Origin of the sequence: Nocardia acididurans (assembly GCF_016741815.1) — a bacterium.
Classification (GTDB): Bacteria; Actinomycetota; Actinomycetes; order Mycobacteriales; family Mycobacteriaceae; genus Nocardia; species Nocardia acididurans.
Map to the genome: position 1 here is coordinate 274,498 of NZ_JAERRJ010000012.1, position 12,867 is coordinate 287,364.

Sequence of the window (12,867 nt, forward strand, 5' to 3'; positions counted from 1 at the left end):
GATCGACCGGATCGGCGCGGTTAGGCTGAACCGATGCCCCTGGTCGAAGTGGTTCACGCGCCCGATGTCCCCGAGTCCGTGCTGCGGAAGCTGAGTGAGGCACTGCCGCATCTGATCTCGCTGGCGGTGGAATGCCCGGAGGAGCCCTATGACGGCGATCTGCAGCCGGGGGATGTGGAGATCCGGTTTCGTGCCCTCGGGCCGCTGGATCGTTGTGGGCTGCCGGTGGTCATCGAGATCCGGTCCAAGTATTTCGAGAGCCGGGCGGGCAATCGGCAGGAGCGGGTGGATCTGCTGCACGAGCGGATCGAATCCGCTACCGGGCTGGCGGATTTCGGCATCTACCTGTCGCTGCCCGTCGCGGCGTGGGCGCAGACCGAATAGGGCGGGGTCAGAAGGTCACCGCGAGGACCGCGAGGGCGAGCACGGTGTCGAGCACCATGCAGAACTCCGACATGGATCGGACGACCACTCGGTTCTCCCGGAAATGCTTGATATCCCAGGCGGTGTGCGCGAGCAGGCCGGCGGCGACCAGGCAGCCGCCCACCGTCTCGTCGACGAGCAGGGCGAGCACGGCGACGGCTCCGAAGGCCAGCATCGCCGCGCCCTGCACGGTGATGTCGTGGCGGCGCGCCAGACCGTAGAGGGCGAACGGGACGGCCAGGGCGAGCAGTACCCAGGTGCCGTCCGCGCCCGCCGCCTTCGCCGCGCCGATGACCACGAAGGTGGCCAGGAAGACCGGCCAGGCGGCACGGCTGTTCCCGATCGCGGCGCTGCCGAGGTACACCAGGGCGGAGGCGGCGACGATCTGGGCGAGGTCGACGCCGGCGGTCAGGTCGTAGGCGGTGGCCACGGCGAGGACCAGGGCGGCGAGGGTAGGCCAGCGGAGGATGCGGCGGAAGGCGGGACGCGGGCGGGTCGGTGATTCCTGCATGGGCCCACCGTCTCGCCGGGGCGCGCACGATGGCCAGACGGCTGGGCGGCCATGGCGGAAACACTTGGATTCCTGGCGCTTTCACTAGGATCGACGGTGTGAACGAACGGCTGGTGGTCGTGGTCGGCTATCACGGGGTGGAGTTGCTCGACATCGCCTCGGTGACCTCGACGCTGGACATGGCCAATCGCATGGGGGCCGCGCCCGCCTACCGCATGGTGTTCGTGACGCCGGGCGGCGCTGCGGTGGAATGCAATTCGGGGCTGACCCTGTCCGGGCAGCAGGCGCTGGAGCAGGTCAACGATGCCATCGACACGGTGATCGTGTCGGGCGGGCTGGGGCACGCCGATGCCGCAGCGGACGAACGGTTCGTGGGGCATGTGCGGCGGCTGGCGCGCCACGCCCGGCGAGTCGCCTCGGTGTGCACGGGTGCGAGCGTGCTGGCCGCCGGTGGTCTGCTGGATGGGAAGCGCGCCACCACGCACTGGTTCTACGCGTCCGAGATCGCGGCGGCGTATCCGAAGGTGGAGTTCGATCCGGAACCGATCTTCGTGCGGCACGGCAATGTGGCCACCTCCGGCGGGGTGACCAGCGCGCTGGATCTGACGCTGGCCTTCATCGAGGAGGATCACGGAGCCGAACTGGCGCGGCGGATTTCAATGGGGCTGGTCACCTATCTGCGGCGGCCCGGGGATCAGGCGCAGGTGAGCGTGTTCGTGGGGAATCCGGAGCCGGCGCATCGGCTGGTGCACCGGCTGGTCGAGTACATCACCGCGCATCTGGCCGGGGATCTGGGCATCGAGGCGCTGGGCGCTGTGGTCGGCGTGAGCGAGCGTCATCTGACCCGGCTGTTCGTGGCCGAGCTCGGCGAGACGCCGGCCCGCTATGTGCGGCGCACCCGGGTCGAGGCTGCGGCGCGATTGCTGACCTCGTCGGGATTGCGGCTCGACGATATCGCGGGGCAATGTGGATTCGCGTCGGCGGAAACATTGCGGCAGGCGTTCTCGGCGCAATTCGGGGTGGCGCCTTCGGTTTATCGGACACGCCAACGGGTGCGCGCCGATTCCGCGCCGTAAGTGCCGGTCCGGCAATGGATTAGGGGGTTGTGCGAACTTTCTTTTGAAACGCGTGGAACTATCATTCGCTGAACCGTTGCGGGCAGAGATGAACGGGAGGTTCCGCGCATGGTCAGTGAGCACACCTCCACGGTGGAGGCCGGTATCGAACGGATGCGCGCCGAGTACAGCGCCCTGATCCGCGCAGGAAGGCGGTGGTCACTGCGCGAACTCTTCAGCGCACCGAACGCCGACATCGCGGCCTACTGCCGTGAATTCCAGCCCAGTAAATTCGGCGACGAGGCGTGTGCGGCGGTGGAGCGATTCTGCCGCCGCCATTCCATCTGGCTGGAGAACGGCGGCGAACACTACAACAGCATGACGCCGTATCTGCACCCCGGCGCGATCGACGCCGAACGCATGACGGCGATCGGCATCTACAACGCAATTCTGTTCTGGCTCAACGACACCGTGGGGCGCGAGAAGTTCGGGCATCTGAATGCCGAACGGCGGCGCGAGGCCGGTGTCGCGGTGGAGCGCATGGTGCGATTGCTGGAAACCCGTGCAGTTCCGGCAAATCCGACACCGCTGGAAGCGGCGACCGGCGAATACCTCGCCATGATGGTCGAACTGGCGCAGCCGCGCTGGCTGCAGCGGTTCCTCGCGCAGACCGTCGAGCATCTGCGGCCCGCCATCCGCGACCAGAACGCCCGCGCCCGCGGCACCCTGCTCGCCGTGGACGAGTACATCGCGCTGCGCGCGCACGTCTCGGGCATGTACCCGGCCATCGCGCTGTGCGAGTTCGGACAGGACAGCTATCTGGACTGGCCGCATATCGACCGCGCGGGGCTCGGGGCAGACCTGCGCCGACTACGGGGGTTGACGGTCGATATCGGCGCGCTCATGAACGACGTGTTCTCCTTCGAGAAGGAGTGCATCGTCGACCTGGCCGATTTCAACCTGATTCCACTGTGGCAGTTGAACAATCCGGGCGCGGACCTGACCCGGGCGGTGCACGCCGCGGCCGCCATCGTGCGTGGACGACTGACCGAATTCCGGGCCCTGCACGAACGGATTCGTGCGCGGGTGCGGACCATGGAAGCGGAGGTGGAACTCCCGGTTTCGCGACACGCCGCCGATCTCGCCGACTGTGTCCGGGCGACATGGGTGTGGCAGGTCACGACACACCGTTACAAGGGTGTGTCGATCTTCGCGGAGAATTGCCCGGTCTGAGCCCGGTCTGCGAATTTCCTTCCCAGCGGTCGCATTTCGATGTCCCTGCCGGTTGGTAGCATCCGTCGGGCGGGATGCCGCAGAGTGGGGACCCCGGAGCAGATCGTGAGGGGGATTCGTGGACGAAGACGGACAGCTCGAACTGGCGCGGGACTGGTGGCTGGCACTCTCGCGAACCTGCCCGACGCCGCTACCGGTGTGCGATGCGCACCGGTTGCTGGCGGGGCTCATCGGTGACCTCTCGGCGAGTCTGGACCGCGAGGTCTTCGACGCCTCGGCCGGTGCGGCCGCGGGCGCGGCACTGGTCGAGGCAGAGTTGACCGACCCCGCGGTGCTGCCGGTTTCGGCGGGCGCACTCGCGCGGCTGGGCACACACACCAGACACGCGGAGGCGGCGCAACGGCTGCCGATCATGCTCGCCAGCTTCGGTCAGGGCTACGGCACCGCGCTCGACGCCGCGCGGCGCCAGCGCCGGATCACCGTGGAGCAGGCGCTCACCGAGGCGCAGCGGGCCGCCGACGAGCGCTTCCGGGTGGTGTTCGATCACGCGGCGGTGGCCATCGCCATCGGCGACACCGACGGGTGCCTGATGGACGCCAATCAGTGCCTGGCCGACATGATCGGGGTGTCCGTGGAGCATCTGCGCGGCATCTCGGTGTACGACTTCGCCCACCCCGACGATCGGGACGGGATCCGGGCGATGGTGTATGACCGGCTGGTGCCGACCGGAGAGGGCACGGTCAAACTCGAGCAGCGGATCCAGCGCGCGGACGGGACCTACGGGTGGGCGTCGTTCGCCATCACCTTCGTGAAAGGCGCTGCCGGACAGGACGATTACCTGCTGGCCGTGGGCGAGGACGTCACCGAGCGGCACCGCATGGAGGACGAACTGCACTGGCAGGCCCGCCACGATCCGCTCACCGGGCTGCCCAATCGGCGGCAACTGGTGGAACGGCTCGAGGGGGCGATCGGGCTCGCGGGCGCGGATGCGCAGGTCGGCCTGTGCTTCCTGGATCTCGACGGCTTCAAGCATGTCAACGACCACTACGGGCACGGCGCCGGCGACCGGCTGCTCACCGCGGTGGCGGCGCAACTGCGCGACAGCGTGCCCGGACAGGGCGTCATGGTCTCGCGGATCGGCGGCGACGAATTCGTCGCCCTGATCCCGCCACCCGCCGATCACGACCGGGTGGCGGCGGTGGCGGATCGGCTGCTGGCGGCACTGGAACAGCCGATCACCGTGGGCCACAACAGATTGCGCCTGTCGGCCAGTATCGGGGCCGTGGTGGCTCCGGCCACCGGCACGGATGCGGAAGCGCTGCTCGACGCCGCCGACACCGCGCTGTTCCGCGCCAAAGCCGACGGTAAGGGACGCTGGGTGCTGCGCGCCCACACCTCCCGCCCCGGCGCGCTCGCCATCTACTCCGAGGAGGTGCGGAGCTGACGCTCCGGCGATCTGCCGCGCGGCTCCCTGATCCGCCGCCTATCCCGAATCACTGTCCGCGGGCCGCGTTTCGGGCTGTGCCGCGGTGGGGTTGGACGGTGGTGGGATCCTCCGGCCAGGAGTGCTTCGGGTAGCGGCCGCGGAGTTCCGCGCGGGCCTGCGGCCAGCCGGTGCGCCAGAAGGACGGCAGGTCCGCGGTGACCGCGATGGGTCGCCGGGCGGGCGAGAGCAGATGCAGCAGGATCGTGGTGCGACCGTCGGCCAGGCGCGGCGGGTCGGTCCAGCCGAAGATCTCCTGCACCTTGACGGCCAGGATCGGCGGATCGGCCGAATAGTCCAGGCGCACTTGGCTTCCGGAAGGAACCGTCAGCCGCTCCGGGGCCAGTTCGTCGAGCCGGACGGCCTCCGGCCACGGGAGCAGTCGGCGCAGCGCCTGCCCGGCGTCGATCCGCTCGAGATCGGCGCGGCGGCGCGCACCGCCGAGATCCGGGGCCAGCCAGGAATCCATTGCGGCCAGCAGAGATTCGTCGTCCACGGCTGGCCACGGGTCACCGAGCGTGCGATGCAGGAAGTCCAGACGCTGCCGCAGCGACTCGGCATCGGCACTCCAGCGCAGCAGCGACAAACCCGACTCGCCCAGCCCACGCCGCAGGGCGGCCTCGACCTGCGCGGGTTCCGGATCACGAATCGGCTTCTCCGACAGGACGATCGCCCCCAGCCGCTCGACCCGACGCGCGACAACGTCACCGCCGATCCAATCCACCTCCTCCGCCATCCGGAGCAAAGTCGGCGCGGCACGCCGGGCCAACTGCTCGTCCGCCACAGCGGCCAGCCGAATACGGCCCTCGGACCGCCCGGGATCGCGCGTCGCCACGGCCACCGCCAGCCACTCGGCATCCCCGAGCCCGGAGCCCGGCGGCAGCGACACCGCCGTACCACCCGCCATCAGATAACTCGCCGACCCCGGCGCGCGCCGCCGCGCCAACCGCTCCGGATACGCCAGTGCCACAACAAGAGCGGGGTCATCCGCGCCCGCCGCCGAACGAGCCGCACCGGACATCGCCCCCGATCGCGCCACCGCCTGCCCCGCCTCACGCGCCGCCACCGACCGCCCCACGTCGGACACCGCCGCTGGGCTCACCGCGTCGGACGCAGCCGCCGAACTCCCCCCGTCGGACGCTGCCGCTGGATTCTCCGCGTCGGATCGGGGAGGCGGTGCAGCCCTGGTGTCGGGCGCTGTACCCGGTTGCCGTGGGGCGTCGCTCCGTTCCTGCGCTGCTTGCCCCGGACGCGCTTGCCCGGTGCCCGCCTGCTCGACCAGCCGGGCCAGCCGCTGCACTTCGCGCAGCCAGCGGGCCGGTTTCTCCCGGCGCAGGGTGCGCAGGCTGTGAATCAGATCCGTTCCGGGGGAGAGAGATTCGTCATCCAAGAGGGTGACCACTTCGGCCGCCGCGCGGGCGCCGACCTCGGCAGCGCCGTCCAGCAGCGCCCGGGACAGGCGTGGGTGCAGGCCGATGACGGCCATCCGGCGGCCGCGGTCGGTGACGCCGTTATCGTCTTCGGCAGCGAGGGCGCGCAGCACGTCACGACCTGCCGCGAGACCACCGGGCGGCGGCGCGTCCCACCAGTCGAGCGCGGATCCGTCCGGGGTGCCCCAGCACGCCAATTCCAGTGCGAGCCTGGTCAAGTCGGCGGTGCGGATCTCCGGCTCGGGATACGCGGGGAGGGTCGCGTGCTCGTATTCCGGCCAGCATCGCCACACCCGGCCGGGCGCCTCACGCCCGGCCCGCCCGGCGCGCTGTTCCGCAACCGCGGCCGAAACCCGTACCGTCGCAAGGCCGGACAGCCCGCGCCCCCGGTCGATGCGGGGTACCCGGGCCAGCCCGGAATCCACCACCGCACGCACTCCGGGGACCGTGAGGCTGGATTCCGCCACCGCCGTGGACAATACGACCCGCCGCCGTGCCCCCGGCCGCAGCGCCGTGTCCTGCGCGGCCGTGGAAAGCCTGCCGTGCAGGGGAATCACGTCCACGCCGTCGAGTCCCGACAGCTGCTCGGCCGTCCGCCGGATCTCGGCCGCGCCGGGCAGGAAGACCAGCACGTCGCCGTCGGATTCGGCCAGCGCCGCCCGCGTGGCCCGTGCCACCTGCGCCTCGATCCGCTCCTTCGGCAGGGCCGGAACATAGTTCATTGCCACGGGGTACGTACGCCCGCGCACTTCCAGCACCGGCGCACCGGTCGTACCCGAGCCGGTAAGCGAGGCAGGCTCCGGCGCACCGGCAAGCGAGGCGGGTTCGGCATCGCCTGTGCCTGCACTGGTCGCGGCGTCACTCTTCGGTTCGGGCACCGAGCGTTCCGCTCCGTCGGCAACCTTGTCGCCGAGCAGCGCCGATAGTCGTTCGGCCGCAACAGTTGCCGAGGTGGCGAGCAGCCGCAGATCGGGCCGCAGGCCCGCGCGGGCGTCGAGGAGCAGCGCCAGCAGCAGATCCGCGTCCAGATGCCGCTCGTGGCATTCGTCGAGTACCACCACATCGACGCCCGCGAGTTCGGGATCGTTCTGCAAACGCCGCACCAGCAGCCCGGAGGTCACCACCTCGACGCGGGTATCGCGACCCACTTTCCGATCACCTCGTACGGCGTATCCGACCGTCGCGCCGACCGGTTCGCCGAGGAGCGCCGCCATCCGCGCCGCAGCCGCCCGCGCCGCCAAGCGCCGGGGCTCGGCCACCAGCACCCGCCCATCGGTACCGGCGGCCAGTGCCAGCGGAACCAGGGTCGTCTTGCCGGTACCGGGTGGCGCGACCAGCACAGCTGTCCCCCGCTTCGCGAGCGTCCCGACTATACGGTCGAGCTCGGCACGGACGGGCAGATCGGGAAGCTCAGGCAGTTTCATTGCCGTCCAGTCTGGCAACACCGCCCCTGCTCACCCGGACCGACTTCGTGAAACGCGTCCGATCGGCTGTGCCACCTGCGGCGATGACTTCGCCGCACGATGATGCTCGAGTACCGCCTCGTGCCCGATCGCGTAGCGCCCCCGAGACCGGTCAAGCCGGCGACACGGCCGTCGGGGGTGTGGGTGGGATGGTGGCGGGGATGCGTTCCAGGACGCCGCCCGCGAAGACGTCGTAGAGGGGGAGGGATTCCAGGTGGACGTAGCCGATGTGGCAGTCGCAGCTGGTGGCCGGGCAGGGGCGGGGGCGGAGGGCTGCGCGGTAGGAACCGTCGTAGAGGTTGCCCAGTTCGGCGGGGATGAAGTGGCAGCGGCGGACTGTTCCGGAGCCGTCCACCGAGATAACGGATTCGCCTGTACGGCAGGGTATTCCGGAGGAGGAGTGGGGGTTGCGGCTGTAGGCGAACAGGGGATCCACGGCGGTCCAGGCCGCGGCCTGGGCGTCGGTGAGGGGGTGGTTCTCGGGAGCGTTCACCCAGAGGTAGATGTGGGCCGGCAGGTCGGCGCGGAGCCGGTGCGCCGCGGGGAGGTGGTCGGGGAAGCCGACGATGCCGACGCTGAAGCGGATGCCGCGACGGGTCAGGTCGGCGCATTTGGCGCGGAAGCGGTCGTAGGGGGTTTGGCCGGGATGGTAGGTGCACCACAGGGCCAAGGTGTCGGGATCGGCGTCGGACAGCCAGTCGGTGCGGCAGCTGAGGTTGGTCTGGATGGCCACCCGGCGGACATTGGGGAGGTGCGAGAGCTCGACGAGAGCGCGGCGGTACCAGGAGCGGACCAGGCCCTCACCCCAGGGCGTGCACAGAATCGACAGGCGATCGTCGGATTGTGCCGCCGCCCAGGCGGTGAAGCGTTCCAGGGCCGCGCGGTCGGCGCGCAGTTGCTCCCGGGAGTCGCGACGCTTGGCGAAGGGGCAGTACGGGCAGTCGTAATCGCAGGAGGCCAGCGGGCCGCGGTACAGGATTGTGAGATCCATTGTGGCTCACTTGAGTTCGTAGGCAGCCATGGCAGCGCTGACGGCGGGTGAGAACAATCGGGGACCGATCGCGTCGGAGTAGGACAGGCCGGTGGGGGTGAGCCGGAGCAGACCGTCGCCGGAATCCGGTTCCAGCCAGCCCAGTTCGGCGAACTCGGCCAATTCCTCGGGGTAGTGCGCGTGCGGGTCCGCGCCGAATCGGGCGCGGTAGGCGGCGATTTCCATTCCGCCCGCCTGCAACAGCGATTGCAGCAGGAAGCGCCGCCCGGACTCGCTGGAGTCGATGCGGCGGCCCACCTCCGCGCGACTGAAATCCGTTGTGCTCGTGTAAGTGTCGATGATGCCGCGCACCTCTCGCAGGTCGACGGCGTAGTCGAACGAGTAGTGCAGGCCCGCCGTGTAGGAGCGCGCGCCACAGCCCAGTCCGACCATGCCGTCGGTCTGGCAGGCATAGTCGTCGGGTCCCAGCGCGGGCGCGTCTATGCGGCGGAACATCCGCATGGACACCTGTTCGTAGCCGTGCGCGAGCAGATGGTCGCGCCCGGATGCGTAGAGCCGCAGCCGTTGTTCGTCCCACTCGGCGTCGGAGTCGATACCGCGCCGCCCCAGACCGGTGAGCGGGCGCACATACAGCGGATACAGGTAGAGTTCCTCGGGCCGCCAGGCCAGGGCGGCTTCCAGGGACGTGTGCCAGGTCCGTTCGGTTTGGCCGTCGATGCCGTAGATGAGGTCGATGTTCAGCACCGGAATGCGTGCCGCGCGAACCCTTTCCAGGGCCGTCTCGACCTCGGCACGGCGTTGTGGCCGCACCGCCGCGCGGGCCTCGCTGTCGATGAAGCTCTGCACACCGATGCTGATGCGGGTGGTCCCGCGTTCGGCCAGTACGGCGAGCCGGTCGGCGGTGGCGGTGGGCGGGGAGGTTTCCACGGAGAGCGGAATCGCCCGCAGATCCGCGCCCATCCGCTGTTCGGCGATATCGCAGAGCCGTTCGAGTTCGCGAGCGGTCAGATAGGTGGGGGTTCCGCCGCCGAAGGCCGCTGCCGCGAAGCGCACCGGGCCGTCGCCGAGGGCCGCGCGCACGGTGCGCGCCTGCCGCTCCAGCGCGTCCAGGTAGCGTCCGGTCAGATTGTCGGGCGCACCCACGCGGGTGAAGAGATTGCAGAAGCCGCAACGGTATTCGCAGAAGGGGATGTGCGCGTACAGCGACAGCGCGTGCTTGGGTTCGTCCGCCCACAGCGCACCGAGCAGCGGGCTGTCCGCACCGAGGGGACGGTAGGCCGTCTTGTGTGGATAGCCGTACACATAGCTCTGATAGGGCCGCGGCGGGGTGCTGATACCGATACTCATACGGAAGCCTCGAGGAAGAACTGGGCGTAGGGAACGGTCCACACGGCTTCGTGCCCGAGCCGGTGGCCGGTGAAACCGCCGTCACCGTAGGCGGTTCCGTGATCCGAGCAGACGATGGTGAAGCAGCGCCGTCTGCCGCTCATTGCGGCGAACAGCCGGCCGATGTGCGCGTCCACGTATTCCATTGCGGCGGCGTGTGTTTCGCGACTGTCCCCCGCATCCCTGGTCGCCCCGGGCAGGTGGAACCAGTTGGGCTGATGCAGTGCGGACACGTTGACGAACAGGAAAAGCCTGCGCTGCACGGGAAGTGCGGCGATCACCGCCTCGGCGCGGGCCACCTGTGATTCGAAGGAGATGGGCGAGGCCACCGAGAACTCCTGCTCCCAGTGGCTGTCCTGGAACAGCCCCGGCAGCACCGACCCGAGCGGCCCGCGCTTGTTGAAGAAGCCCACTCCCCCGATGCAGACGGTGCGATAGCCCTCGGCGGCGAGTGCGGTGACGAAATCCGGCGTGTCGTAGACGAAGGTGCGGCCCGCGGTGGTCTCGCTGCCTTCGAATCGGGCTGCGAAGAGCCGTGGGTGCGGGCCGGGCGTGGCGGGTGTCGGCAGGAAGCCCGCGAAGATCGCCTGATGCGACGCATAGGTGAAACTGCCCGGGGCATGGCGCTTCTCCCATTCGCCGCCGGGGAGGTGCCGGGCCAGATTCGGCAGCCGCCCCGCCGCCAGCAGTTCGGCGGCCACATCGAAGCGCAGGGTGTCGAGGGTGATCAGCAGCAGATCGTCCCGGCCGATCACCTCGTTCATATCCGGATCGGGTCCGGGCTCCGGCTCATGCGGCTCCGGTTCAGGCGATGGCATCGTGCTGGTTCCCTGTCCTGCGTAGTAGTACGGCGACCTGGGCATCGTAGGTGTCGCCGGATTCGGCCCCGCTGCCGTCCAGACCGTTCAGTCCGGGAAGCAGGTCGCCGAAGGCATTGACCTCGCCGACCGCGAACCGTCGCCATCCGGCCACCGGCAGCAGATCCACACCCACCCGGGAGAATCCCGGGAAGCAGGCCGCGGCCCGCTCACAGATTCCCAGCACCTCGCCCCACTCCCCGCCCGCATTCGCGATGGCCGCCCGCACCGCCGCGAGATCGCCGCGCGCCCCGCCGAGGTGCAGATTCGTCATGGGCGATCGGCTGGTGCGCACCACCGCGTGCGTGGCCCGGCCCCGCACCACGACCACGCGCAGATCCGCGCTGCGCCCGTGCTGGGCGGCCTTGGGCAGCCACCGTTCCACATGCAGCCCGTCGGGTGCGAGCGCGTCCACAATGGCCGCGACCTCCGCCTCGGTGCTGTACTTCCGCACCCGCAGCGAATTGAACAACCGCCCCCGCGCGTCCCGCTCGACCGAGGTGATCGCCTGTACCCGCCCGGCATTCGAGGTCGCCAGTGCCAGCACGCCGGACGCGGAGGAACCGTGCGCGAGTTTCACGAAGACACGCTCGAGCCCGGCGCGCGTCATGCGCTCGCGCAGATCCGCCCAGCCGCGCACCGGCTCGGTCACCCCGGAGGTCAGCGCGAAGGGCACGGGGACACCGGCATTCGTCAGGACTTCGTGGCAACGACGTTTGTCGAACAGCACGGCCAGGTCGGCCGGATCGTCGAGAAGTGTTGCGCCGCAGCCTGTCACCTGCTCGCCGAGAGACCGCGCGAGCGCGGTGAACCGCGCATACCAGCGCCCTGTCCCCTCGACGCGGGTCGCGTCCGTCACGCCGCGCAGTTCGCGGTCCAACACCGGGTCCTCGCCCGGGGATTCGAGGCGGACCAGATCACCGGGAGCGAATGCGGCGCTGCCGGAGTGGACATCGCGCCAGGACAAGACGCGGGCATCGGAGTGTCCGGCCCGGCGCAGGGCGTCCTGGAAGAGGCCGACGCGGCGGTTCCCGGGAATACCGACGATCGTGATGGCGCCGGGGCGAGAGGTCACTCGGCGACCGCGGTATAGCGCCAGCCGTTGTCCTCCTCGGCGTCGCGCTTGTCCGCGTCGACGGTCACGCCCGCGGGTTCCAGTGCGGCGAGCAGGCGTTCGCGCATGGTCGCGGAGAGGAAATTGTGGTGCAGGTCCAGCCTTTCCAGGTGGGTGAGGGGCTGGCCCGCGAGCAGGGCCTCCGCGCCCTCGTCGCCCAGGGTGCCCATCGCCAGGCCGAGGGTGGTCAGGCGCGCCACCACGGGAGCGCTCGCCACGGCGACGGCGATCTCATCCTGAATCTCACTGTTGCACAGCGCCAGATGACGGAGTCGAGGCAGGCGCACGCCGGTGAAAACGAGTTCCAGATCGTCGACGGTGGTGTTGCCGCCGTAGTTGTCGACGCCGAGCCAGAGCTCGAGGCTCTCCAGCGCGGGCAGGTCGCTGGCGGCGATACCGCGGACGACCTCACCGTCCAGCCCACCGGTCTGGACGGTGAGCGCGCGCAGGCCCTTGTGTGTGAGCGGCGGGAAGGACAGCATCTCGCTGCCGCGCACGACGATCTCCTCGAGGTCGGGGAAGGCTTTCAACAGAACGGTGACATCGCTCTGGTGGATCCAGGAGATCTCGTTCTCCTCGTAGACGATGTCGCCGAGGAAGACCGCGCGCAGCGCGGGCAGCCGATCCCGCGCCTCGACGATCGCGTCGATGACAGTGGCGGAAGTGTCGTCGCTCTCGCCCCACGGACCGACGACCAGGGCACTCACGGTGGTGGTGTCCGTCGCGGCCAGGAACCGTGCGAAAGCCTCCGGCCAGGTCTCCTTGGAGTCGTACGGCTCGATGGCGACTCGCCACGCCACGCCCGCGGGGGACCGGAACGCGGCCTTGGCGAGCGGCTTCGAGGCGTCCTTCGCGCCGGGGTCCGGCAGGTTGAACACGGGCAGGCCGTGGAACTCCGTGATGTGGTCACTGATGGTCATA

The 12,867-nt window shown here is 69.8% G+C and carries 11 protein-coding genes; 4 read left to right on the plus strand and 7 right to left on the minus strand.

The genetic code is table 11. The features are described from left to right. Positions 1-33 precede the first annotated feature (33 nt). On the plus strand, positions 34-384 hold the full coding sequence (locus tag JK358_RS29910; RefSeq protein WP_201954240.1) for a hypothetical protein: 351 nt from the start codon (positions 34-36) through the stop codon (positions 382-384). A gap of 7 nt (positions 385-391) precedes the next feature. Here the strand turns inward: JK358_RS29910 and JK358_RS29915 are convergent, their stop codons facing one another. Continuing rightward, positions 392-934 carry a hypothetical protein gene (locus JK358_RS29915; RefSeq protein WP_201954242.1) on the minus strand — a complete coding sequence of 181 codons (543 nt, stop codon included), beginning with the start codon at positions 932-934 and terminating at the stop codon, positions 392-394. Positions 935-1,032: 98 nt separating this feature from the next. Between JK358_RS29915 and JK358_RS29920 the strand changes: the two genes are divergently transcribed. From JK358_RS29920 to JK358_RS29930, 3 genes are all read left to right on the plus strand, one after another. Beyond that, a complete protein-coding gene (locus JK358_RS29920; RefSeq protein ID WP_307817799.1) occupies positions 1,033-2,010 on the plus strand; it encodes a GlxA family transcriptional regulator in 978 nt (325 codons plus the stop codon). 108 nt (positions 2,011-2,118) lie between these two features. After that, on the plus strand, positions 2,119-3,222 hold the full coding sequence (locus JK358_RS29925; RefSeq protein WP_201954246.1) for a terpene synthase family protein: 1,104 nt from the start codon (positions 2,119-2,121) through the stop codon (positions 3,220-3,222). 118 nt (positions 3,223-3,340) lie between these two features. Further along, a complete protein-coding gene (locus JK358_RS29930; RefSeq protein ID WP_201954248.1) occupies positions 3,341-4,666 on the plus strand; it encodes a sensor domain-containing diguanylate cyclase in 1,326 nt (441 codons plus the stop codon). A gap of 49 nt (positions 4,667-4,715) precedes the next feature. Here the strand turns inward: JK358_RS29930 and JK358_RS29935 are convergent, their stop codons facing one another. From JK358_RS29935 to JK358_RS29960, 6 genes are all read right to left on the minus strand, one after another. Beyond that, on the minus strand, positions 4,716-7,559 hold the full coding sequence (locus JK358_RS29935) for an ATP-dependent RNA helicase (protein ID WP_201954250.1): 2,844 nt from the start codon (positions 7,557-7,559) through the stop codon (positions 4,716-4,718). Between the two features lie 151 nt (positions 7,560-7,710). Then, the gene (locus tag JK358_RS29940; protein WP_201954252.1) at positions 7,711-8,589 is read right to left on the minus strand and encodes an STM4011 family radical SAM protein; all 879 of its coding nucleotides are present in this window, start codon (positions 8,587-8,589) and stop codon (positions 7,711-7,713) included. A gap of 6 nt (positions 8,590-8,595) precedes the next feature. Further along, a complete protein-coding gene (locus tag JK358_RS29945; protein WP_201954254.1) occupies positions 8,596-9,936 on the minus strand; it encodes an STM4012 family radical SAM protein in 1,341 nt (446 codons plus the stop codon). Further along, the gene (locus tag JK358_RS29950) at positions 9,933-10,793 is read right to left on the minus strand and encodes an STM4013/SEN3800 family hydrolase (protein ID WP_232852111.1); all 861 of its coding nucleotides are present in this window, start codon (positions 10,791-10,793) and stop codon (positions 9,933-9,935) included. Before JK358_RS29950 ends, JK358_RS29945 begins: the two co-directional genes overlap by 4 nt. Continuing rightward, positions 10,780-11,907, minus strand: coding sequence for an STM4014 family protein (locus JK358_RS29955; protein WP_201954256.1), 1,128 nt, complete (start codon positions 11,905-11,907; stop codon positions 10,780-10,782). The genes JK358_RS29950 and JK358_RS29955 overlap by 14 nt, the downstream gene beginning before the upstream one ends. Beyond that, a complete protein-coding gene (locus JK358_RS29960) occupies positions 11,904-12,866 on the minus strand; it encodes an STM4015 family protein (protein ID WP_201954258.1) in 963 nt (320 codons plus the stop codon). The genes JK358_RS29955 and JK358_RS29960 overlap by 4 nt, the downstream gene beginning before the upstream one ends. Position 12,867: the final 1 nt, after the last annotated feature.

What these genes read in the sequence shown, in the direction of transcription:
- JK358_RS29910 (WP_201954240.1), top strand. Translation starts at nt 34, where the DNA reads ATGCCCCTGGTCGAAGTGGTTCACGCGCCCGATGTCCCCGAGTCCGTG.
- JK358_RS29915 (WP_201954242.1), bottom strand. Translation starts at nt 934, where the DNA reads ATGCAGGAATCACCGACCCGCCCGCGTCCCGCCTTCCGCCGCATCCTC.
- JK358_RS29945 (WP_201954254.1), bottom strand. Translation starts at nt 9,936, where the DNA reads ATGAGTATCGGTATCAGCACCCCGCCGCGGCCCTATCAGAGCTATGTG.
- JK358_RS29940 (WP_201954252.1), bottom strand. Translation starts at nt 8,589, where the DNA reads ATGGATCTCACAATCCTGTACCGCGGCCCGCTGGCCTCCTGCGATTAC.
- JK358_RS29950 (WP_232852111.1), bottom strand. Translation starts at nt 10,793, where the DNA reads ATGCCATCGCCTGAACCGGAGCCGCATGAGCCGGAGCCCGGACCCGAT.
- JK358_RS29935 (WP_201954250.1), bottom strand. Translation starts at nt 7,559, where the DNA reads ATGAAACTGCCTGAGCTTCCCGATCTGCCCGTCCGTGCCGAGCTCGAC.
- JK358_RS29960 (WP_201954258.1), bottom strand. Translation starts at nt 12,866, where the DNA reads ATGACCATCAGTGACCACATCACGGAGTTCCACGGCCTGCCCGTGTTC.
- JK358_RS29925 (WP_201954246.1), top strand. Translation starts at nt 2,119, where the DNA reads ATGGTCAGTGAGCACACCTCCACGGTGGAGGCCGGTATCGAACGGATG.